The organism is Anaerolinea thermolimosa (assembly GCF_001050195.2).
Classification (GTDB): Bacteria; Chloroflexota; Anaerolineae; order Anaerolineales; family Anaerolineaceae; genus Anaerolinea; species Anaerolinea thermolimosa.
Genome location: NZ_DF967965.1, coordinates 3,386,257 through 3,407,719, shown reverse-complemented (window position 1 = coordinate 3,407,719; position 21,463 = coordinate 3,386,257). Strand labels below are relative to the sequence as shown.

Below are 21,463 nucleotides of genomic sequence, written 5' to 3'. Positions count from 1 at the left end.
CCGTATGGATAAGAGGTTGATTCTGACCGCCCTTCGAGAAGGAAAGGTGGAGCTTCAGGGGCAGTTCCTGAGCGGCTCCAATTACACCTTTCTGGGCGAGGTGCACCATGCAGAGGCGGCTTTTAAAGTGGTGTATAAACCGGTGCGCGGCGAGCAACCTCTGTGGGACTTCCCTTCCGGCAGTCTGGCACATCGCGAAGCCGCGGCCTACCTGCTCAGTGAGGCCCTGGGCTGGGAGCTGGTGCCCCCCACTGTTTACCGGCGCAAGGCTCCGCTGGGGCCGGGTTCTCTGCAATACTTTGTTGACCACGACCCCGAGCACCATTACTTTAACTTCACTCCGGAAGAAAAACAACGCCTGCGCCCGGCAGCCCTCTTTGATCTGCTGGCCAACAACGCCGACCGCAAGGGCGGGCACGTGCTCATCGACGCTTCCGGGCATATCTGGTTGATTGATCAGGGGTTATGTTTTCACGTGGAGGATAAACTGCGCACGGTAATCTGGGACTTCGCCGGAGAAGAGATTCCACCGCTCCTGCAGGAAGACCTTCAGCGCCTGGTAGAGAAACTGGGCGCCGGTCAGCCTCTTTGTGAGGCGCTGGAACGCCACCTGAGCGCGGCGGAGATTGCGGCGCTGAGGGCACGGGCGCATCGCCTGCTGGAGCGGGGGCATTTCCCTCATCCTCCGGCCAGCCGTCGCCCCTACCCGTGGCCGCCGGTCTGAAGCAAATCTGCGTGGTGGATATCACTGGTTTTCTGGAGGATTTATGACACACATTCGCATCGTTATGGTCGGGTTTGGGAATGTGGGACGCGCCCTGGCGCGCCTGCTTCTACGCAAGCGCTCTCTGCTGGCCGATCAATATGGTTTTACCTTTCAGGTGAACGGCATTGCTACCGGAAGGCGCGGCGCGGCTATCGATCCTGCCGGGCTTGACCTGGAGCGCGCCCTTGCGCTGGTGGAAAGTGGCCAGAACCTGGAGGCCCTCACGGCGCTCCCGGTGCCCGCCAGCCGTTCTGAGTTTATCCGCGCCTGCCAGGGTGATGTGCTCTTCGAGAATACACCTGTCAACGTGGAAACCGGCCAGCCAGCCATTGATCATCTGCGCACGGCGCTCGAATGCGGTATGCACGCCATCACGGCCAACAAGGGCCCGGTGGTGCATGCCTTTGCCGAGTTGAGCGCCCTGGCGGCTCAGAAGGGGCGGCGGTTTCTCTTCGAGTCGGCGGTGATGGACGGTGCTCCTATTTTCTCCCTCTTCCGCGGCTCGCTCCCGGCGGCTGAATTGCGCGGTTTTCGGGGGATCCTTAACTCCACCACCAACATGATCCTGGAAATGATGGAAGAGGGAAAAACTTTTGATGAGGCGGTAGCCTACTGCCAGAAGATCGGCATTGCTGAAACCGATCCCTCAGGCGATGTGGATGGCTGGGATGCGGCGATCAAAGTGGCGGCCCTTTCCACGGTGCTAATGGGGGTACCCCTCAAACCCCAGCAGGTAGAACGCACCGGCATACGTGGCATTACCCCGGCAATGATCGCCGAGGCCCGCGCTTCGGGCGAACGCTGGAAGCTGGTCTGTTCGGCCCGGCGTGAGGGCGGAGTGGTCACGGGCAGGGTGGCCCCCCAGCGGGTGGGCCCGGATTCGCCGCTTTACAGCATCGGGGGGACGAGTTCTTACGTTCAGTTCGAAACGGATGTGCTGCCGGGACTGGGGATCGTCGAAAGCGACCCCGGCCCCGAGACAACCGCTTTTGGCCTGCTGGCTGACCTGATCAACGCGCTACGCGGGGTGTAATCTTTCTTATGGAGGCCTATTTTTTTGCCTTTGCTGAAGCCGCAGAGCCTGCCGCCGCCGTTCAGGCGGTGTTGCAGGCCGGTGGGGCGCGCGCTGAGTGGCTGAGTGAAGTCCACTGGCTTGGGGATGATCTGCCGCGCCTGCCGGTCTCGTGCCCGGTTTTCATCTGGCCGCCCGTGCCACTGGCGGCGTTGTTTCAATTGCAGGCCCTGGCGCGCACTTTACAGGCTGGCGCATCGACGCTGGCCATCCTCGGGCAGAACGGCTCTGATGGAGCGCTGGCGGTTTTAATGGGGGCTCCGGCGGTGGTGGGACGCTGGAATCTGCCTCCGCTGGGGCGAGTCACCCCTTTTCCGGCGGGCGGGCCCTCTCAGGAATCTTACCTCACCGCTCTGGTGCGTCAGGTGGGGCAAACCCTGCCAGAAGAGACGCGCATCGCGTTCGTCGGCGTTCAAGGGCTGAACGAAGAACGGTTACCCGAGGGTTTCGCGGGAGCGGCTCTGGTTCCCGGTGAGGCCGATCTGACGCTGGCGGCGCGGTTGATGCGTGCCCTGCAGGAGAGCAGAGCCGCTGCGGCCCTGCTGGCTGGCTTCACAGGCAGGGGTGGGCTGGCTGTGCTGATTGAGAGGATTTAACCCATGAAACATAAAGTCATGCTTGCCCTGGGAAGCAACCTGGGCAACCGGGTTGGAAACCTGCGGAGGGCCATTCAGCGGCTTGCGCCGCAGGTTGACGTCCTTTCGGCTTCACCCATCTACGAGACCGACCCCTGGGGATATGTCGATCAGCCGGCTTTCCTCAATCAATGCCTGCTGGCCGAAACCGACCTGCCCCCCCTGGAACTCCTTGACCACCTCAAAGGCATCGAGGCCGCCATGGGGCGCACCCCCAGCTTTCGGTTCGGGCCGCGCCTCATTGACCTGGATATTCTTTTTTACGACCATCTTGTGCTGGACGACCCCGCCCTGCAAATTCCGCACCCACAGCTTCATCAACGTGCCTTTGTCCTGACACCTCTGCGTCATCTGGCGCCCGATTACGTGCACCCCGTCCTGGGGCAGTCGGTGGAACAGCTTGCCAGTGCCATCGGAGAAAGCGGCGTGCGCCCCTACAGGCGCCTGAACTTTGGCGCGCAGACTCTGATCATGGGCATCCTTAACCTGACGCCCGACAGCTTCTCAGGCGATGGCCTCTTACAGGCGGTGAACCCGCTGGAGGCTGCCCTGCAACAGGCGCGCGCCTTCGTGGAGGCCGGGGCGCATATCCTCGACCTGGGGGGGGAGAGCACCCGTCCTGGCTCACAGCCGGTGAGTGCCGAAGATGAACTCGCCCGCGTGTTACGGGTGGTCAGCGCCCTGGCCGGTGAAACCCCCGCCGTCATTTCTGTGGATACGTACAAGGCGCGGGTGGCCGAAGAGGCGCTGCTGGCCGGTGCCGACTGGATCAATGACGTATGGGGCCTGCGGGCAGATCCCGCGCTGGGGAAGGTTGCCGCGCGGTACGGCGTTCCCATCGTGCTGATGCACAACCGCAGTCAACCGGCGTATGCCGAATTGCAGGAACGATTGGGAGGGCGTTACGTGGGTATGCCCTACCGAGATCTGCTCGGTGAGGTGAAGGCCGAGTTGATGGAAAGCGTGACCCTGGCGCGGGAGGCGGGTGTGCGCGATGAACAGATCATCCTCGACCCCGGTATTGGCTTCGGGAAAACCGTGGAGCAGAATCTGGAGCTCATCAACCGGCTGGATGAGGTCAAGGCACTTGGCTTTCCTCTGTTGCTGGGGGTGTCTCGCAAGTCTTTCATCGGGTATACCCTGAATGTGCCCCCTGCCGAACGTCTGCCGGGCACTGCCGCGGCCTGCGTGGTGGGAATTCTCCACGGGGCCGACATTCTGCGCGTGCACGATGTGGGGTTTATCGTACAGGTTGCGCGGATGACCGACGCCATCCGGCGCGCTCCCGGTGCAGAAAATGTGGTAAAGTAACTTTGTGAGTGCTTTTCAGCCTTCTCTTGAGGAACTCCTCACCGCCGATGCCCCGCCCCTGGCGCGGCTGGCGGAGGTGGTGTGCGGGTGTGTTGAGTCGGCCACGCCCTGCGCCTTCCGGGAATCGTTGCCGGCGTTGGAAGCCCATGCGCTGGCAGGTGAAGAGAAAGACCCCCCGGCTGCGGCGGCTCTGTGGCAGTGCCTCGGGCGGATGTATCAGGCAGTGGCGGATTTCCCGGCCGCACGGAATGCCCTGGAACGCAGTTTCAACCTGGCGGATACTCCCTCAACCCGCCTTTACCTGGCCGCCCTCCTGCGTGAACTGGGTGAGCTTGCCGCGGCTGAAGCCATGTTTGATGGTGCATGGGAGAGCATCGAAACCCACGGCAGAGTGGGTGTTTCGGAGCGCATCTCGGGGCTGGTCGAGAAAGGGCTGCTCCGGCAGGAACAGGGCCGCCCGGTAGAAGCCCTGCAATCCTTGCAGGAGGCGCTGGAGCTGGCCGAAGCTCATCTGGCTCCGGCCGACCCGCTTCTGGCTACCGTGCTTAACCACCTGGGAACGATGGAGCGCGATCTGAGCCAGCTCGATGCGGCCATTCAACATCACCGCCAGGCCCTGGCGCTCGATGAAGCTCACCGCGGGCCTTTACACCCGGCCACTGCACGTGACGCCAACGATCTGGCTGTGGCTTTGCTCTCGGCGGGCGAGCTGTCTGAGGCTCAGACCCTGGTGGAGCGGGCACTGGCGATTGACCGCACGGTATTTGGCGACCGGCACCCGGCCACCGCACGAGACCTGGCCAACCAGGGAGAGATTCTGCGCGCTCAGGGCCATTTCTCTGCCGCTGAGCAGGCGACCCGGGCCGCGCTGGAGACCTTTGCGGGATTGTTTGGCAAACGCCATCCCCTGGTTGGGTCGTTGTGGAATAACCTGGGTCATACCTGCCAGCAAATGGGGCGGCTGGACGAGGCTCTGCACGCGTTTAATCAGGCTCTGGTGATCCTGCAGGGATTGTACGGGCCAAAGCACCTCAGCGTGGGGCTGGTGATTGGCAACATGGGGGCTGTAATGCAGATGCAGGGCAAACTGATGGCCGCGCGCATGTCGCTTGACCACGCTGCGCGCGTCTGTGAGGCGGCCCTGGGGCATGACCATCCCACTGTGGCCGCGCTCATCAGCAACCTGGGTGAGGTGCTGCGCCGGAGCGGTGATCTGAGCGGAGCGCAGGCTGCTGTAGAGCGGGCGCTGGCGATTGACCAGGCCAGGCTGGGAGAGAACCACCCCAACGTGGCCGTGCGTTATGCTAACCTGGCGCGCATTCACATGGCGCGCAACGAATATGCCGCCGCCGAGGCTGCCTACCGGCAGGCCCTGGAGATTGAGCTACCCGCCTTTGGAGAAACCCATCCCCGCTGTGTGAGCCGTCTCAATGGTGTGGGAATGGCGCTTCTGGCTCAGGGAAAGGCCGCCGAGGCGCTGGGCTTTTTTGAGCGGGCGCTGGCAGGGGCGCGTGAAGCCTTTGCCCGCCAGCCGGTGGAGCAGGCCAGCATTCAAACCAACTGTGGTACGGCTCTCCAGGCGCTGGGTCGGTGGGCTGAGGCCCGGGCGGCCTTTTCGGGGGCGCTGGAGGTGCTTTCACAGGTCTTCCCGCCGCACCATCCGCGCATTCTTGACCTGCGGGAAAGAATTTCCCGGTGTGATGCTCTGACCGCTTAAAATCTACAAGACCTGACATTTCACCCGAGTTTTACGATGCTCATCATCCAGAACATGGAGGTTCATCCATTGTCAGACCATTGCAAAGATGGTATCGTAAAAGGGAAAGAGTACGGAGGGTGCAGGAGCATTATGAGCTTCCGAGCCGACCATAGAAGCGAAAGCAAGCGGGCGCGATCCGTCGTGCCCGCTTATTTTTTGGCTTCTCATTTCCATGTCTTTCCACTTAACCAGGAGTGAACCGTATGGCAGGACAAACCAACGCTTTTGAAATGGCGCAACGACAGTTCGATCATGTTGCCGGGTTGCTTCACCTCGACCCACAGGTAGCCGAGATTTTACGCTGGCCGATGCGTGAATTTCATTTCCGCATTCCGGTGCGTATGGATGACGGCTCGATTCGCGTCTTTGAGGGTTTCCGGGTGCAGCACAACGATGCGCGCGGCCCCAATAAGGGTGGAATCCGTTTCCATCCGGCTGAGACGATCGATACCGTGCGCGCACTGGCCATGTGGATGACCTGGAAGTGCGCCGTGGCTGATCTCCCTCTGGGGGGCGGCAAAGGCGGGGTAATCGTCGACCCGGCAACTCTTTCAACCCCGGAGAAAGAACGCCTCTGCCGCGGTTATATCGACGTGATGTGGCGCAACCTTGGCCCGCGCACCGATGTGCCTGCCCCTGATGTGGGCACCACACCGCAGATGATGGGCTGGATGATGGATGAATACTCCAAGCTGGTGGGGCAGTATACTCCCGGGGTAATTACGGGCAAACCCCTGGGGAGCGGGGGCTCGATGGGACGCACCGAGGCCACCGGCTTTGGCGTCATCTACACGGTACGTGAGGCGATGAAGCACCTCAAGCTCGATCCTGCGCGCTGCAGGGCGGCCATTCAGGGCTTCGGCAATGTGGCGCAATACGCCGCCATTGGTTTTACCGAGTTGCTTGGCGGAAAAGTGGTGTGTGTTTCGTACTGGGATCGTGACGATCGCTGTCCGTACACCGTATCGAAAGAAGATGGCATTGATCCGCGCTTCCTGATGTCGATCACGGATCAGTATGGCACGATTAACAAAAGCCAGGCCTCAGCCGCAGGGTACAGGATCGAAGAGGGCGGTGAGTGGATTCGTAAAGAAGCGGACGTGCTCATCCCGGCGGCCCTTGAAGGGCAGATCAACGCCGAAACCGTCCAGTTGATTCACGAGCGCGTCAAACTGGTGGCTGAAGGCGCGAACGGCCCCACCACACCTGAAGCCGATGAAGTGCTCAGGGAACGCGGAATCTTTGTGTTGCCCGATTTTCTCTGCAATGCCGGAGGGGTGACGGTTTCTTACTTTGAGAGCGTGCAGAATGACATGAACTATTACTGGTCGAAGGGCGAAGCCCTCAGCCGGCTGGATGACAAAATTACCACGGCCTTTGAAGGCGTGCTGGAAATGTCCCTCCAGCAGCAGGTGAGCATGCGCGATGCCGCCTACATGGTGGCCATCGACCGGGTAGTCAAGGCGATGCAGTTGCGCGGCTGGATCTAAAACCTCTCGCCCGGGGTGCGGTCTGCGCTTTGCCCGATCCCTCTCGACGGGGATGGGACGAAAGAAAACAGGGAGACTTTGTACCCTTTTACAGGCGCAAAGTCTCCCTGTTTTTTCTCTGGCACAGGTTGTTTGCCCCGATCAGGATTAAAATATTCCCTATGAGCGACACAATTGCCATCCTTACTGATAGCACCTGCGATATTCCGCCGGAGCTGATTGATCAATATCGTATTCGTGTCCTTCCCCATACTATTATCTGGGGGAATGAACAGTTCCGCGATCGAGTCGATATGCAACCTGCCGATTTTTACGAGCGGCTGGCGCGCGACCCGGTATACCCTTCCACGGCGCATGTGTCGGTAGCCGAATTTGCCGCCGCATACCGGCAGGCCGCCGAAGAAGGTGCCCGTGAAGTGCTTGTGCTTACCGTGAGCAGTGCGATGAGCGGAGCCTTCAACGCGGCCACGCAGGCGGCGGGCCTGGTGGATGTCCCCGTCCATGTGGTGGACTCGAAAGGCCCCACCATGAGCCTGGGCTGGCAGGTGCTGGCGGCCGCCCGTCAGCGTGACCTGGGCCGCACCATTCAGCAAATTCTGGAGAAGGTGGATGAGGTACGCCGTTCTCTGGTGCAGCTGGTTTGCATGGACTCGCTGGAATACCTGTATAAGGGCGGGCGCATTGGCAACGCCACGCACTGGCTGGGTTCGCTCCTCAATATCAAGCCGCTGGTGAAAATCAACCACGAGACAGGCCTGGTTGAGTCGGTGGGAAGCGCCCGGACGCACCGGAAAGTGGTCGATCTGATGGTTGAAAAATTCTTCTCGATGATTGATCTGACCAGGCCCCTGCATATTGCCGTGTTACATGGGAACGTTCTGGAAGAAGCCGAAGAGCTGGCCGGGCGAATTTTACGACAGTATTCACCGGTGGAATTACTGATCAACATTACGGGCCCGGTGCTTGGGGTGAACACCGGCCCGCGGGCACTGGCGTTGTGTGGTTACGCTGGCGAGTAATTCTCGCTTCAGAGAGCGGTTTACCGGTTTTCCATGCACCCCATTGCGCTGATCACCGATAGCACCTGTGATCTTCCCTCTCGTTTTATCGAGCAGTATCAGATCACGGTGTTGCCGTATGTATTGATCTGGGATGGAAAGGAATACCGCGACCGCGTGACGATCCAGCCGGAAGAGTTTTATGCCCGTCTGCGCTCGAGTCCAACCTTCCCGACCACGGCCCAGGCCAGCCGGGAAGAATTTGTGTCGCTATTTCGGCAGGTGCGCGAAAAGGGGGCAGAAGGGGCGCTGGTTGTACTGGTTAATGCGCAATTCAGCGGGTCGCTTGCCTCGGCGCGGCTGGCCGCTGAAGAAATGGATTTTCCGGTCGTGATTCACGACTCGCGCAGCACCTCAATGGGCCTGGGCTGGCAGGTGCTGGCCGCCGCCCGTGCCCGTGAGGCCGGTGGTGGTTTGCCAGAAATGGTCGCCGCCGCCGAGAAGGTACGCGAGCGGGTGCAGGTGTACGCCTGCCTGGATACCCTGGAATACGTGTATCGTGGCGGGCGCATTGGGAATGCCCGCCGTCTGCTGGGAACCCTGCTGCATGCCAGGCCGGTGATCTACGTCAATCATCAAACCGGCATCGTTGAGGCCGCAGGAATGGCACTCTCACGGCGGCGGAGCATTGAATGGATGGTGTGGTGCTTCTTCGAGAGGATGCCAGCGGGAGGACAGTTGCATGTGGCCGTGATGCACGGGATGGCCGAAACAGAAGCCTGCCAGCTGGAAGCGCGCATCAGGGAAGCATTCGCACCCCGGGAATTGTTTGTTCACCTCACCGGCCCTGTGCTGGGGCTCAATACCGGCCCGCGGGCGCTGGCGCTGTGCGGGTATGGGGAGTGATCTTGTTCAAAAGATCGATCAGGGTTTCTCCCCCTTTTGAGCTCCATTGGCTATAATGGAGGTATGCCCCCGGCTTATCTTTCTCTACTCTCAAGCGGCGAACTGGCACACCGGGTTGAACAGGCCTTTGCGGCGCTGGCTTCGTGTACATTGTGCCCGCGGCGTTGCCGGGCCAACCGCCTTAAGGGAGAACTGGGGGTTTGCCGTTGTGGAGAGAAAGCCCGGGTAGCCAGTTATGGCCCCCACCATGGCGAGGAACGCCCCCTGAGCGGGTGGCGCGGATCGGGGACGGTATTTTTCAGCCGGTGTAATTTGCGTTGCGTGTTTTGTCAGAATTATGAAATCAGCCAGGCCGATGCCGGCCCCGAAGTGGAACCGGAAGCGCTGGCTTCCATTTTTCTGGAAATTCAGGCCATGGGATGCCACAATGTGAATCTGGTGTCGCCCAGCCATGTGGTGCCGCAAATTCTGGCCGGTGTGCTCCTGGCGGCGCAGGCCGGTTTACGCCTGCCGCTGGTGTATAACTCTGGTGGCTACGATTCGCTCGAGGCTCTGGCACTGCTGGATGGGGTGATCGATATCTACATGCCAGACATGAAATATGCCGATGCGAAAGCAGCCCATCTCTTTTCCGGTGCCAGAGATTACCCCGTCGTCAATCGGGCCGCGGTGAAGGAAATGCACCGTCAGGTGGGGGATCTGGTGCTGGATCAGGAAGGGCTGGCTGTGCGCGGCCTGCTGGTACGGCACCTGGTGTTGCCCAACCGTCTGGCGGGGACGACTCAGATTGCGCGTTTCCTGGCAGAGGAAGTTTCTCCGAATACCTATCTGAATGTGATGGCTCAGTATCACCCGGCTTACCGGGCGGCGGCTTTTGTGCAATTGAACCGGCGGATCACGCCGCAAGAGTATGAGGCCGCCCTGCAGGCGGCTCGAAGCGCCGGGCTGACTCGCCTGGACGGTATCACCTCTCCTTCCTGATCCGTGCTATGCCCTGGCAACAGGTTTACGATCCCCTTCATGCTCCGTGGCTCTCCACCCTGGTGGCGTTTTTACCGGCAGGGCTTCTGCTGGTTTGCCTGGGCTGGCTGCGGATGCGGGCGCACCTGGCGGCGCTGGCAGGCCTGGGAGCCGCCCTGCTGGTGGCTGTTCTGGCTTTCAACATGCCCCCCCTCATGGCCGCGTCTAGTGCGGTGTATGGCATGGCTTACGGTTTTTTGCCCATCGGCTGGATTGTGTTGAACGTGATCTTTCTCTTTCGTCTCACCGAAGAGAAAGGGCTGTTTGGCATCCTGCGCGACAGCCTCAGCCAGCTGAGCGGAGACCGGCGATTGCAGCTGGTGCTGGTGGCTTTTTGCTTTGGGGCGTTTCTTGAAGGCGCGGCCGGGTTCGGTACGCCGGTGGCCGTTTCGGCTTCCATTCTCATCGGGCTGGGCTTTCCGGCTCTACCGGCGGCCGGGCTCTCGCTCATTGCCAACACGGCCCCGGTGCCCTATGCGGGGCTGGGAACACCCCTCATCGCTTTGCAGGGCGTTACCGGGCTTGATCTGCACGCCCTGACGCGCACGGTGGCTCTGCAGTTGAGTCTGTTCGACGTGCTCATACCCTTCTGGATGGTCTGGGCCCTGGCTGGCTGGAAGGGTGTGCGCGGGGTGTGGCCGGCCCTGCTGGTGGCCGGAGGAACATTCGCCGCGGTGCAGCTGGCGGTGGCCTGGTGGCACGGGCCGTGGCTGGTGAATATTCTTTCGGCGCTGGCTTCGATGGCGGCGCTGGTGCTCTTTTTGCGTCTGTGGCGCCCGGCCGAGGTGTGGCACCTGCCCGGAGAGGCAGGGGCGGGCTCGGCTTCTCCGGCGCATCCCCGGCCGCTGGTACTGAGGGCGTGGGCGCCGTGGCTGTTGCTCAGCCTGTGGATGTTCGTCTGGGGGTTGCCGGGGGTAAAGGCCTTTCTGGATCGTTTTTCTCTGGTGCGCGTGCATGTTCCGGGGCTGGATGGCATGGTGATGCGTATGCCGCCGGTGGTTGCCGCGGCGCGGCCAGAGGGGGCGGTTTTCGACCTGGCCTGGCTTTCTGCGTCTGGTACGGCCATTCTCCTTGCGGCAGTGGTGGCCGGGGTTTGGATGGGGTATCGCCCGCGCGAGTTGCTGACGCGTTATGCTGCCACCTTCCGGCAGGTAGGCCTTTCGTTGCTGACAATCTGTACCATGATGGCTACCGGTTTTGTAATCCGTTATTCGGGCATGGATGGAAGCATGGGGCTGGCTTTTGCGCGAAGCGGCCCGCTGTACCCTTTTTTTGGCACCCTGCTTGGCTGGCTGGGGGTGTTCATCACCGGCTCTGACACATCGTCCAATGTGCTCTTCGGAAGTTTGCAGCGCATCACAGCCGAACAGCTGGGCATTCAACCGGTGTTGATGGCCGCGGCCAACAGTTCGGGTGGGGTGATGGGTAAAATGATCAATGCCCAAAGTGTGGTGGTCGCCGGGACGGCCGTCAACCTGCGCGGCAGAGAGGGGCAAATCCTGCGCTACGTGTTTTTCCACAGCCTGGCGTTGGCCGGACTGGTGGGGCTGGTGGTGATGGCCATGGCGCGTTTTCTGTGATCGAAAAGGTCAACCTGTGCCCACGCTTTCCTTTACATCCTTCATTGAATTGCATCATTCGCTTCATGCGGGGGTGCCCGTCTGGCCGGGCGACCCTCCCATTCAGATTTCAGACCATGCACGGCTGGAGCGGGAGGGGTATTTTCTACGCCGCCTGAACCTGGGAGAGCACAGCGGCACCCACCTGAATGCCCCGGCGCACTTTCTGCCTCAGGGACTGGCGGTCGATCAGCTTCCCCCGGAACGGCTGGTGCTGCCTGCCGTGGTGATTGATGTCCATGCCGCCTGTGCGGTGAATGCCGATTTTGCCCTGCCCCTGGAGGAGGTGCACGCGTGGGAAAGAGAACATGGCCGTGTACCTTCCGGTTCTCTGGTCATCCTCTTCACCGGATGGGAAGATCGCTGGGATGCGCCCATCCGTTACTGGAATGGTGATTCGGAAGGACGGTTGCACTTCCCGGGGTTTTCTCTGGAGTCGGCCCGATATTTAATCGAAGAGTGCGGGGCCGCCGGGCTGGCCAGTGATGGCCCCGGCCTGGAGCCTGGCCTGGATGAGGCCTTCAGCGTTAATCGTTATTTGCTGGAACGCAACGCTCTTGCCCTGGAAAACCTGTGCCGGGTGGATCGCCTGCCTGCTTCGGGGGCTACGCTGGTCATCGGCCTGTTGAGGATAGAGGGCGGCTCCGGAGCGCCGGTGACCATTCTGGCTTTTCTACCCTGAAGAACCCCGCCCGGGGCCATTCTGAAGGAGATTTTAAGCGGTTGTTAATCATTTGTTAGTTGACCCCTGCGAAATTTGGTAGATAATAGAATCAACCATGCAGCCTGGTCTATACAACTTCCCTCAACCCAGCCCTTTGATCATCCAACGCAAACGGTCCGGTCGGCGTCGACTTCAGCGCCGACCGGCTTCTTTTAACGTCAATATGGTTGACCCAGAAGGAGAGGTATGCTCACCCTGTGCTTTGACGGACTCTACCAGGCCCTGACCGAACCCCACCCCCGGGGGTCTCAGGCGGGAGTGATGTGTTATGGTTGGCTCATCGAGCGCGATGGAGTGATGATTGCCCGCGGGCACGGCGGTTACGTGCGCGCGGTAGAAGCCACTTCGAACATTGCCGAATATCTGGCTCTTATCGAAGGGTTGAGTGCTCTCTTAGACCTGGGGTGCGAAGGTGAGACCGTTCAAATCATTGGCGATGCCCGTTCGGTGATCGATCAGATGCAGGGGGTGGTGGCGGTGCATTCGGCCAGCACCCGGCGTCTCTATCGCCGCGCCATGCGCCTGGCGGGGCGCTTTCAACGGCTGGTCTGGCGGTGGGCGCCGCGCCGGTTGAACCGCAGGGCTGACCTGCTCAGTCGTAAGGCCATGCGGCAGATCTACGCCAACCCGGGCCGCTACCGCGCCGCTCTGGAGGTGCTCGGGGTGGATTCGGGCGCGCTGAAGGACCATCATCGCCTGCACTCCCTGCTCGATTTGCGCATCTATCAGCCGGGCGGCATGTCTGAAGTGCTCATTTCTTAATCCAAATTGTGTTGATTTTCCAATCTTTTTCCATTAAACTTATCTAAAGCTCGTTCGCGCCTTGAGGGACGAAGGAGTTCAGTCGCTCTCGTTTCAGCCAACCTGCCTGAAAAAGGTGGGTAGATAGGGGTTATCCTTGAGCCCGGTACTCTTTGTACTCTCGGCGTTTCTTGTACTGTGGTCGCTGCGCCTGGTCTGGTCTCGAAAAGGATTACCCGGCTACCGACTGTACCCATGGATCGCCGGTTTTGGGGTTTTCTGGTGTTTGCTCGAAGCCTGGGAGGGAGGGCTTCCGGCGTTGACGCCTGAAGCGCTGTGGTGGGCCCTGAAACTGGTGACGCTTGGAACGTTGCCCGTGCTGGGGGTGGTGGGTATTTTTGACCTTAACCGTCAGTTGCACTGTCTGCCGCGCTGGCAATGGGGCGGCATTTTGAGCGTTCCGGTGCTTGGTACGGCGCTTTCGTGGGGCGAGGGCCCCTCTTCGGCCATGGGCGTCTCATCCCTGGCGCCCCCGGCTTCGCTGGGGTTCGTGATGGGATTTGCCCTTCCCCTGCTTCTCTTCGCCCTTTACGGGCTGGTGCGCTACGTCTGGGTGCACCGTCCTGCCCGGCGCACCTGGCTCTTCCCCATCGCCGTACTGCCGCTTTTAGCGGTGATCTTTGTGAGAGATTTTCAGCAAATTCTTGAAGCCGCTCCCCTTCTCCTCAGCCTGAATCTGGTTTTCTTTGCCATGCTGGCGGGCACCAGTCCACTCCCCAAACCGGGGAATGTGTTCGGGCCGGAAGATAGCCTGATCAACCGGCTGTCTTTCGCTGTGCTGGCGATCGATTCGAGCGGGCGGATCGTGGATATTAACGAAAGCGCTGCCCTGTGGGCGGGGATGGCCCGCCAGGGGCTGATCGGGCGCCTGGTTTTCGATTACAGCCGGGAGATCGGGCGCATTCTGCTCGAATCGCGCCGCGGGATCTCGCTCGATCTGGATCTGGCGTTGAACGAGTTTACTCCCCCGCGCTTCTGCCACCTGCACCTCAGCGAAGAACCATGGAAAAATGGGCAGGTCATCCGCCTGATCACCCTGGAAGACAACACCCGCTTTGTTAAAGAAAATGCCGATCTGCGCCGTGATCGCGCTCTGCTCGAATCGGCGCTCGAAACCCACCATAATGGGTTGATGGTCTCTGACGCGAACGGGCGGGTCATTCTGCGCACGGCCAATCTCCTGCGCACGTTCAACCTGCCCGAACGGGCCTTCGATACGGGCCTGCTCGGCTGGCGCAACCAGATGGCTCAGGTGATGAAAGACCCCGCGCGTTTTCATCGTTTTCTCGACCAGACCATCCAGCAATCTACTGGTGAGACGCTTGAAATGCTCGAAATGGCCAACGGTCGCTGGCTGGAGTGCCGCTCATTTACCACAGTCCTGCCCCAAAGCGACGCGGTTTACCGCATTTGGACCTTCACCGACTACACCGAGCAGACGCGGCGCGAACAGGAGCTTCTCCACCTCAGCACCCACGACATTCTTACCGGGGTGAATAACCGCACTTTCTTTGAAAATGAATTACGCCGCCTTCGACTGGGGCGGAACTTCCCCGTCACCCTCATCATCACCGATGTAGATGGCCTCAAAGCGATCAACGACCAGCATGGTCATCCGGTGGGAGATGAAATTCTCCGCCAGACCGCGGATATTCTGCGGCGGGCGTGCCGGTCTGACGACACGGTGGCACGGATCGGGGGCGACGAGTTCTGTATTTTACTCAAACATGCCGAAGCACAGGCCGCCGAGCACGTGATCAACCGTGTCCTTTCACTGGTCAATCTGTACAACATGCGTCAGCCAGGGCCTGCGCTTTCGCTTTCCATCGGTTATGCCAGCGCTGAAAATCCCGTGGAGCTGGATACGGTGTTCCAGCGCGCCGATAGCGTCATGTATGCGGCGCGGTATCGAAAACGCAACGGTGGAACCTGGCCAGGAAAATGAACAACCCGGCAGGGGGCCTTTAACTGGCTGTGGTGAGGTCTGAAGTGCAGTTAGGACAGCGTGTGGCCCGAATGGGAATGGTGGTGAAGCAGTAGGGGCATTCTTTGGTGGTGGGGGCGGGGGCTGGAGCCGGTTTAAGGCCTACCAGGCGGTTGTAAGCGCGCACCACCAGGAAAATGACGAATGCCACAATGAGGAAATCGACCACGGTTTGAATGAAGTTGCCGTAAGCCAGTACCGGCGCCCCGGCGGCGCGGGCGGCATCCAGAGAGGGGTAGCCTTTGCCCGAAAGGTCGATGAACAGGTTGGTGAATTGAACTTTGCCCAGCAGAAGCCCGATGGGCGGCATGAGCAGGTCGTTCACCAGGGAGCTGATGATCTTCCCGAACGCTCCGCCAATGATGACACCCACTGCCAGGTCGATCACGTTGCCGCGTGCAATAAAGGCCTTGAAGTCTTGAAGCATGTTTTTCCCTCCTTGAGCGAGGTTCTTCTGTATGTGATGATTGTACAACAAACGAACCCTCCGTTTATGAAAATAGTGAATGATTTGCAGGCCGCTGTGGCTGGTTCGCAAAGGATTTCTACCAGGGGCGGCAGGCCTGACAGGAGCTCCTTCCATGAGCGACACCTCTCTTTATGAACGGATCTACGCGGTGGTGCGGCAGGTTCCACCCGGGCATGTGACCACCTACGGCCAGGTCGCCCGCCTGGTGGGGGGCATTTCGGCACAGTTGGTGGGCTTTGCCCTGGCCGCCCTGCGCGACCGCCCGGCAGGGCAGGAAGTGCCCTGGCAACGGGTGATTAACGCCAGAGGAAAGATCAGCCCGCACGGATACGGGTTTGGCAGTGCCATTCAGCGCCAGCTGCTGGAAGAGGAAGGGGTGGTTTTTGATGCTGAGGGTTGCGTTGACCTCTCCAAATATGGCTGGCCTTCGGGTTGAGCATCAGCGGCTGGCCTTTTCGACCAGATAGAGAATCGACTGGTAGGGTCGGCCGGTGGCCTGAGCCATGCCCATCTCGCAGGTGAGGTTGCTGGAGTAATACCCGGTGTATTCTCGCTGGAGCACTTCGGCGGCCTCGCGCGCTGAGGCTGAAGCGGTGAGTTCGGGGAAGAGCAGGCCGCGGTCTCCGGCGTAGCCACAACATTTGAGGTTTTGCGGCACCACCACTTCTTCGGCACAGGCGCGGGCAATGTTCAGCATTACGTCCTGCAATCCCAGCTTGACGGCACTGCAATTGGGGTGCAGTACCACTGCGCCGGGCACGCGATTCAATGTGAGGCGGGGCAGGAGCATCTGCCGGGTAAATTCCAGCGGGTCGAGCAGGGTCATGCGTTCCCAGCGGGAGCGGTCTTCAGGGGCGAGGTAATCCTGACTGGTGAGCAGGGTATAAGCGCAGGAACTGGAGTCGATTACCACAGGCTTTCTCCCTTCTTCAGACCAGTCCCAGAAGTGTTCCACGGTGCGGTGCAGGGTCTCGCGGAAGGCCTGCACGTACCCCTTGGAGCTGAAGGGCATTCCGCAGCAATTACCGGGGCTGTCTTCCGGAATCCACACCTTCAAACCGGCGCGATCCGCGAGGGTGGTGAAGACCTCGATCAGGGTGGGCTCTCCTTTGCGGGGTGAACTTCCCATGGCCCGTACGATGCAGGAAGGGAAGTAAACGATCTCCGCTTCTTTCCGCTGCCCTCTGGGGAGCGGTTTGAAGTTGGGCCGCGGCACCACCGGGCTCCATTTGGGCAGGGCCGTACCGGCTACTTTCTCGGCCAGGCGGGTGATGGCCGCCACTCCCCGGTGCCCGATGATGCTGGCGCCGACGTGGCCAAGCCCCACCCCCAGGCGCAGGCCGGTCTCCACTGCTTTGAAATGCCGGGAAACGCCCGATGCAACGGCGTGTCCGCGGGGTGAGATGTGTTCGGCGCGCAGGCGTTTGACCAGCAACCCCGTGTTGATGTGCACCGGGCAGGCGAGTGCACAGTAGCCATCGACGGCACAGGTTTCTAACCCGGAGTACTGGTAATCACGAATCAGGCTCTCCAGCAGGTCGGCCTCACCGTCGGACTGCATCAGGCGGGTGATCTCCCGGCGCACCACGATGCGCTGGCGTGGGGTGAGGGTGAGGTCGCGGCTGGGGCATTTGGGCTCGCAGAAGCCGCACTCGATGCATTTATCCACCTCAGCTTCCACGATGGGCCAGGGTTTAAGGTGATCGAGATGACAGTGCGGGTCAGGGTTGATCACCACACCGGGGTTGAGCAGGTTCTCGGGGTCAACCAGTTTTTTAAGGCGCGCCATGATTTCCCAGGCGGTGCGCCCCCACTCGGCTTCCACAAAGGGAGCCATGTTGCGGCCAGTGCCGTGCTCGGCTTTGAGCGCACCGTCGTACTTATTCACCACCAGATTCACGAGGGCGTCCATGAAGCGCGCGTATTGTTCTACCGATGCTTCATCGTTGAAGGAAGGCGTCAGCACGAAATGCAGGTTGCCATCTTTGGCATGGCCGAAGATGATGGCTTCGGGGTAGTGGTGTTCCTGGAAAAGCGCCTGCAGGTCGAGAATGGCATCGGCCAGTTGTTCTACCCTGAAGGCCACATCCTCGATGAGCACCGTAGTGCCCTGGCGGCGCATCCCGCCGATGGATGGGAAAAGCCCCTTGCGGATGTTCCAGAGCACTGCCTGCTGGGCCGGGTCAGTGGTGAAGCTGGCCGGTCTGAGCAGGCGGAGCGAGGCGCAAACCTTTGCCGCCGCCTCTTTGAAAGAATCCAGGCTGGCCGGGGTTTCGGTTTGATATTCTACCAGTAAGCCAGCGGCGTTTTCTGGCAGGTCTTGGAGCAGCTCAGCGATACCCGGCTCGTTTTCCACCGAGCGTAAGGCGGCGCGGTCCATGATCTCAATGGCCCGCGCGCCCGAATCGCGCAGAGGGAAGACCGCCGCGGCCGCATCGCGTACGGTTTCAAAAAGCAACAGGGCGGTATACTTCAGGGGGTAGGCTGGCAGGGTGTGCAGTACCACCTCGGCGATGAACCCCAGGGTGCCCTCCGACCCTACCAGCAGGTGGGCGAAGATCTGTTCTGGCGAGTCGAAATCCAGGAAGGCGTTGAGAGAATATCCCGTGGTGTTCTTCTGGCGATATTTAGCGCGGATGCGCTCCACCAGGTCAGGATTGGCCAGAATCTCATCACGCAGTTCAAGCAGGCCGCGCACCACCTCTGGCGCCTGTTCTTCAAACTGCTGGCGGGCATCGGGCGCGGCGGTATCGATGGTCACACCGCTGGGAAGCATAAAGGTTAAAGAAGCCAAGGTGTGGTAAGAGTTTTCGACCACTCCACAGCACATGCCGCTGGCGTTGTTGGCCACCATCCCGCCCAGCATGGCGGCGTCGATGGATGCCGGGTCGGGGCCGATGCGCCGGGCATAGGGCTTGAGGGCCAGGTTGGCGTCACTTCCCACCACCCCCGGGCCAAGGCGAATCTTCAGCCCGCCTTCTTCCACCTCGATCTTGCGCCAGTAGCGAGAAATGTCAACCAGCAGGCCATCGGTGATGGCCTGTCCGGCCAGGCTTGTACCGGCGGCGCGAAAGCACAGGGGGATGCGCACCTTGCGGCTGTAGTCAAAAAGTGCGCGGACTTCAGCGAGGGTGCGGGGTTGGACCACTGCCTGCGGAATCAGGCGATAAAAACTGGCGTCGCTGGCAAAAGCCACCCGATCAATGGGCCGGGTGAGGATTTGCCTGGGTGACAGGAAGGTACGTAAATCGGCGTCGAGGTTCATACTCCTCCCGGGGGCATGGTTTCAACCTGCAGGGGTACGCTGTTTTTGGGGTAAATTGCTCACCCGCCCGGGTGGCGTGAACGGTGGGGCTGAAGAGAGGCTCACCCGGTCTGCGGGTAAGCATAGTATATATCGAATCGGGTGAATTAATCCTGGTCGGGAAGCAGGGCTTTACCTGAATGCAAGAGTTGCGTGACCGTCTCTGGAGGTTGAGGGTGGGCCAGCAGGAATCCCTGCGCCTTTTCGCAGGATTGATCGAGGAGGAAGCGGAACTGGCTTTCGGTTTCAACCCCCTCGGCCACCACGTCGAGATCAAGCACATGGGCCATGACGATCATTGCTGAGACGATGGCCGCGTCATCCCGGTCGTTGATCACATCCTTTATAAAAGTGCGGTCGATTTTCAGGCTGTGAATGGGCAGGCGTTTGAGGTAGGCCAGCGAGGAATACCCCGTGCCAAAATCATCGACCGAAATGGTCACCCCCATTTGCTGTAATCTTTCGAGGGCGTGAAGGGTGTTGTCGATGCTGGCGGCCATTTCACTTTCCACCACTTCGATCTGGATGGCCGTGGGCGGCACCCCGGCGGCTTCCAGTTCGCTCTCAAACAGTGCCCAGAAAGAGGTCTCAGGCAGCACCCGGGCCGAAATGTTCAACGCCAGGCGGATGTCTTTGAACCCCTGATCTCGCCACTGCCGCAGTTGTCTGAAGGATTGCCGGAAAAGGATGAAATTGAGCGCATTGATCAGCCCGGTTTCTTTGGCCACGTTGAGGAAAGACTCCGGGAGGAGCAGGCCGCGTTCCGGGTGTTGCCAGCGCATCAGGGCTTCGAGGGCGGTGACTCTCCCGTCGAACATGGAGACGATGGGCTGGTAATAGACCACGAACTCTTCTCGTTCGATGGCACGGCGCAGGTCGTTTTCCAGGTTCAGGCGGTGAATGGCCTGATGATGCATGGTCTCATCGAACAGGGCGTAGCAGGCTTTACCGCGCTCTTTGGCCGAGTACATGGCCATGTCGGCATTGCGCAGGAGTTCTTCTCCGCGCATTAACCGTGAGGCGGTGGCAATGCCGATACTGCAGGTGAGGAACAACGAATGCCCCTCCAGTTCAAAGGAGCGGCGGGTTTCTTCAAGGATGCGCCGGGCTACGCGTTCGGCTTCCTCGGGCTCGTGGACATTCTCCAGAAGCACGGCGAACTCGTCTCCTCCCAGACGGGCAAGGACATCATCGGCGCGCAGACAGCCCTTGAGCCGCTCGGCAAAAAGCACCAGAACACGGTCGCCAAAGGGGTGATCGTAACTTTCGTTGATTAACTTGAAAGCATCCACATCAATGAACAAGAGGGCCACCTGAGGGGTGCGCCCCATTTCCAGCAGAGCGAGGGCCTGGTTGAGCCGCTGGGTGAAGAACAGCCGGTTAGGGAAGCCCGTGAGCGCGTCGTGGGTGGCCTCGTACGAAAGCCTCTCCTGGTTTTCATGCAGAGCCAGCGTGGAGGTTTCCAGCGCCTGAATGGCTTCGTTGATCCCACCGGCCAGGTGAGCCAGTTCATCGTCGCCGGAGAGATGCAGGCGCAGAGAAAAGTCCCGTGCTTCCCGGATGCGTTGAATCCCGGTGTAAAGCTCTTCCAGGCGTGAAGTCACCTGTCGATCGATTTGCTGAGAAAGGATCAGAGCGAGCAATCCTCCGGCGGCCAGGGTGGCCAGGGCAAAGAAGGCCATGTTCCATCGCCCCTGCTGAAAGCCATTGCGGGGTTTTACCAGCTGCAGGATCAGCGCCGGTTGCCCGTTAAGGCCAGGGAAGACGTGAAAAGCTGCCAGGGAATGATCCGGGAGGGTCTGAAGCGCCGCCTGCCCCGATTGGAGGAAGTTTTCACGCGCGGCGGCGAAATCGGCAGGCAGTTGCGGGTCATCGAAGCCGTAAAGGCGAATACCCCCCTGAACCCGGTTTGCAATCTGCTGAAAGAAGCCTTCATCCAGGCGGCGCGCCGCGATCAGTGCGCCTTCTGCAGAGGGCTGTGTGGCCGCCAGCCAGACCTGCCCATCCAGCATCACCAGGCCGGTTTGCCCGCTTCGGGCCTGCTCAGGCGTGAGCGGGTTGGCTTCAAGAAAGGCCACCCAGGCGGGGGATGCAGGCCCGCCGCCCGATGACCGGATGCGTTCTACCCTGCCGGATGAGTCTACCGAGGCCAGCACCTCGATCCTGAGGGTATCCAGCCATGATTCGGGCAGGCCGGGTGGGGCTGCGCCTGCCCCTTCGGAGAGGGCGGCCAGGCGGGTCGCCTGTAACAGAAGCTCGCTCTGAGATTGAACAAGGGCGACCACCGATTGCAGATCGTCGCGGAGCAGGTTTTCTTCCAGCCGGGAAAACTCGCTGAGCAGGACGAGGACAGAAGCCAGGGCGCTCACAGCCGTCAGGATCAGGGAAGCGATCAGGATGAGGGTGGTGATTCTTCTTCGAATGGAAGACGGCCTTCTGTGCATGAAACCATCCAGTGAAGCGGTGAAATAGGCGTACCTGCCTCTGCCTGCTGGGTCGCAGACAGCCCGGCATGGCGCAGGGAAGGTGCACCGCCTGAAGCCTGCCCGGCACGGCGGGGCTGCATGAGAATCGTTGCAGGAATCGCGCCAGTTTTTCCCCGGGG

General features: G+C 60.6%; 17 protein-coding genes and 1 pseudogene. 15 read left to right on the top strand and 3 right to left on the bottom strand.

From position 1 onward, the window contains the following. Positions 1 to 4 precede the first annotated feature (4 nt). The 14 genes and pseudogenes from ATHL_RS15275 to ATHL_RS15215 all read left to right on the top strand — a co-directional run bounded on the left by ATHL_RS15275 (position 5) and on the right by ATHL_RS15215 (position 15,046). On the top strand, positions 5 to 724 hold the full coding sequence (locus ATHL_RS15275) for an SCO1664 family protein (RefSeq protein WP_062195636.1): 720 nt from the start codon (positions 5 to 7) through the stop codon (positions 722 to 724). Between the two features lie 43 nt (positions 725 to 767). Next, positions 768 to 1,799 (top strand): homoserine dehydrogenase, encoded by a 1,032-nt coding sequence (locus ATHL_RS15270; protein WP_062195634.1) that lies wholly within the window; start codon positions 768 to 770, stop codon positions 1,797 to 1,799. A gap of 8 nt (positions 1,800 to 1,807) precedes the next feature. Further along, the gene (locus ATHL_RS15265) at positions 1,808 to 2,434 is read left to right on the top strand and encodes a hypothetical protein (RefSeq protein ID WP_062195632.1); all 627 of its coding nucleotides are present in this window, start codon (positions 1,808 to 1,810) and stop codon (positions 2,432 to 2,434) included. Between the two features lie 3 nt (positions 2,435 to 2,437). Then, a pseudogene (gene folK, locus ATHL_RS19780) lies at positions 2,438 to 2,821 on the top strand (2-amino-4-hydroxy-6-hydroxymethyldihydropteridine diphosphokinase); the annotation flags it as partial. 123 nt (positions 2,822 to 2,944) lie between these two features. Further along, on the top strand, positions 2,945 to 3,784 hold the full coding sequence (gene folP, locus ATHL_RS19775; protein ID WP_174233941.1) for a dihydropteroate synthase: 840 nt from the start codon (positions 2,945 to 2,947) through the stop codon (positions 3,782 to 3,784). Positions 3,785 to 3,788: 4 nt separating this feature from the next. Further along, on the top strand, positions 3,789 to 5,501 hold the full coding sequence (locus ATHL_RS15255; protein ID WP_062195630.1) for a tetratricopeptide repeat protein: 1,713 nt from the start codon (positions 3,789 to 3,791) through the stop codon (positions 5,499 to 5,501). A 245-nt stretch (positions 5,502 to 5,746) separates the two neighbouring features. Next, entirely contained in the window at positions 5,747 to 7,033 is a 1,287-nt protein-coding gene (locus ATHL_RS15250; protein ID WP_062195629.1) for a Glu/Leu/Phe/Val family dehydrogenase, read from the top strand. 161 nt (positions 7,034 to 7,194) lie between these two features. Then, a complete protein-coding gene (locus ATHL_RS15245; protein ID WP_062195627.1) occupies positions 7,195 to 8,052 on the top strand; it encodes a DegV family protein in 858 nt (285 codons plus the stop codon). A 33-nt stretch (positions 8,053 to 8,085) separates the two neighbouring features. Beyond that, entirely contained in the window at positions 8,086 to 8,937 is an 852-nt protein-coding gene (locus tag ATHL_RS15240) for a DegV family protein (RefSeq protein ID WP_062195625.1), read from the top strand. A gap of 63 nt (positions 8,938 to 9,000) precedes the next feature. Next, on the top strand, positions 9,001 to 9,918 hold the full coding sequence (locus ATHL_RS15235) for a radical SAM protein (RefSeq protein WP_062195624.1): 918 nt from the start codon (positions 9,001 to 9,003) through the stop codon (positions 9,916 to 9,918). Positions 9,919 to 9,926: 8 nt separating this feature from the next. Further along, positions 9,927 to 11,537 carry an L-lactate permease gene (locus ATHL_RS15230; protein WP_062195622.1) on the top strand — a complete coding sequence of 537 codons (1,611 nt, stop codon included), beginning with the start codon at positions 9,927 to 9,929 and terminating at the stop codon, positions 11,535 to 11,537. 16 nt (positions 11,538 to 11,553) lie between these two features. After that, on the top strand, positions 11,554 to 12,258 hold the full coding sequence (locus ATHL_RS15225) for a cyclase family protein (protein WP_062195621.1): 705 nt from the start codon (positions 11,554 to 11,556) through the stop codon (positions 12,256 to 12,258). A gap of 228 nt (positions 12,259 to 12,486) precedes the next feature. After that, positions 12,487 to 13,062 (top strand): ribonuclease HI family protein, encoded by a 576-nt coding sequence (locus ATHL_RS15220; protein WP_062195619.1) that lies wholly within the window; start codon positions 12,487 to 12,489, stop codon positions 13,060 to 13,062. Positions 13,063 to 13,198: 136 nt separating this feature from the next. Next, complete coding sequence (locus tag ATHL_RS15215) at positions 13,199 to 15,046, top strand: histidine kinase N-terminal 7TM domain-containing diguanylate cyclase (RefSeq protein WP_062195618.1); 1,848 nt, start codon at positions 13,199 to 13,201, stop codon at positions 15,044 to 15,046. Between the two features lie 19 nt (positions 15,047 to 15,065). Here the strand turns inward: ATHL_RS15215 and mscL are convergent, their stop codons facing one another. Then, entirely contained in the window at positions 15,066 to 15,512 is a 447-nt protein-coding gene (mscL, locus tag ATHL_RS15210; protein WP_062195616.1) for a large conductance mechanosensitive channel protein MscL, read from the bottom strand. 154 nt (positions 15,513 to 15,666) lie between these two features. Here mscL and ATHL_RS15205 point away from each other — a divergent pair, with 154 nt between their 5' ends. Continuing rightward, entirely contained in the window at positions 15,667 to 15,990 is a 324-nt protein-coding gene (locus tag ATHL_RS15205) for an MGMT family protein (RefSeq protein ID WP_062195614.1), read from the top strand. Positions 15,991 to 15,993: 3 nt separating this feature from the next. Here ATHL_RS15205 and ATHL_RS15200 read toward each other — a convergent pair whose 3' ends face one another. Beyond that, complete coding sequence (locus tag ATHL_RS15200) at positions 15,994 to 18,819, bottom strand: FAD-binding and (Fe-S)-binding domain-containing protein (protein WP_062195612.1); 2,826 nt, start codon at positions 18,817 to 18,819, stop codon at positions 15,994 to 15,996. Between the two features lie 146 nt (positions 18,820 to 18,965). Continuing rightward, positions 18,966 to 21,302: a putative bifunctional diguanylate cyclase/phosphodiesterase gene (locus ATHL_RS15195; RefSeq protein ID WP_062195611.1), complete on the bottom strand. Its 2,337-nt coding sequence runs from the start codon at positions 21,300 to 21,302 to the stop codon at positions 18,966 to 18,968. Positions 21,303 to 21,463: the final 161 nt, after the last annotated feature.

Bases quoted from the DNA above. Each gene is read 5' to 3' on its own strand.
- ATHL_RS15275 (WP_062195636.1), top strand. From the start codon at position 5: ATGGATAAGAGGTTGATTCTGACCGCCCTTCGAGAAGGAAAGGTGGAG.
- ATHL_RS15270 (WP_062195634.1), top strand. From the start codon at position 768: ATGACACACATTCGCATCGTTATGGTCGGGTTTGGGAATGTGGGACGC.
- ATHL_RS15265 (WP_062195632.1), top strand. From the start codon at position 1,808: ATGGAGGCCTATTTTTTTGCCTTTGCTGAAGCCGCAGAGCCTGCCGCC.
- folP (WP_174233941.1), top strand. From the start codon at position 2,945: ATGGGCATCCTTAACCTGACGCCCGACAGCTTCTCAGGCGATGGCCTC.
- ATHL_RS15250 (WP_062195629.1), top strand. From the start codon at position 5,747: ATGGCAGGACAAACCAACGCTTTTGAAATGGCGCAACGACAGTTCGAT.
- ATHL_RS15245 (WP_062195627.1), top strand. From the start codon at position 7,195: ATGAGCGACACAATTGCCATCCTTACTGATAGCACCTGCGATATTCCG.
- ATHL_RS15240 (WP_062195625.1), top strand. From the start codon at position 8,086: ATGCACCCCATTGCGCTGATCACCGATAGCACCTGTGATCTTCCCTCT.
- ATHL_RS15235 (WP_062195624.1), top strand. From the start codon at position 9,001: ATGCCCCCGGCTTATCTTTCTCTACTCTCAAGCGGCGAACTGGCACAC.
- ATHL_RS15230 (WP_062195622.1), top strand. From the start codon at position 9,927: ATGCCCTGGCAACAGGTTTACGATCCCCTTCATGCTCCGTGGCTCTCC.
- ATHL_RS15220 (WP_062195619.1), top strand. From the start codon at position 12,487: ATGCTCACCCTGTGCTTTGACGGACTCTACCAGGCCCTGACCGAACCC.
- mscL (WP_062195616.1), bottom strand. From the start codon at position 15,512: ATGCTTCAAGACTTCAAGGCCTTTATTGCACGCGGCAACGTGATCGAC.
- ATHL_RS15205 (WP_062195614.1), top strand. From the start codon at position 15,667: ATGAGCGACACCTCTCTTTATGAACGGATCTACGCGGTGGTGCGGCAG.
- ATHL_RS15200 (WP_062195612.1), bottom strand. From the start codon at position 18,819: ATGAACCTCGACGCCGATTTACGTACCTTCCTGTCACCCAGGCAAATC.
- ATHL_RS15195 (WP_062195611.1), bottom strand. From the start codon at position 21,302: ATGCACAGAAGGCCGTCTTCCATTCGAAGAAGAATCACCACCCTCATC.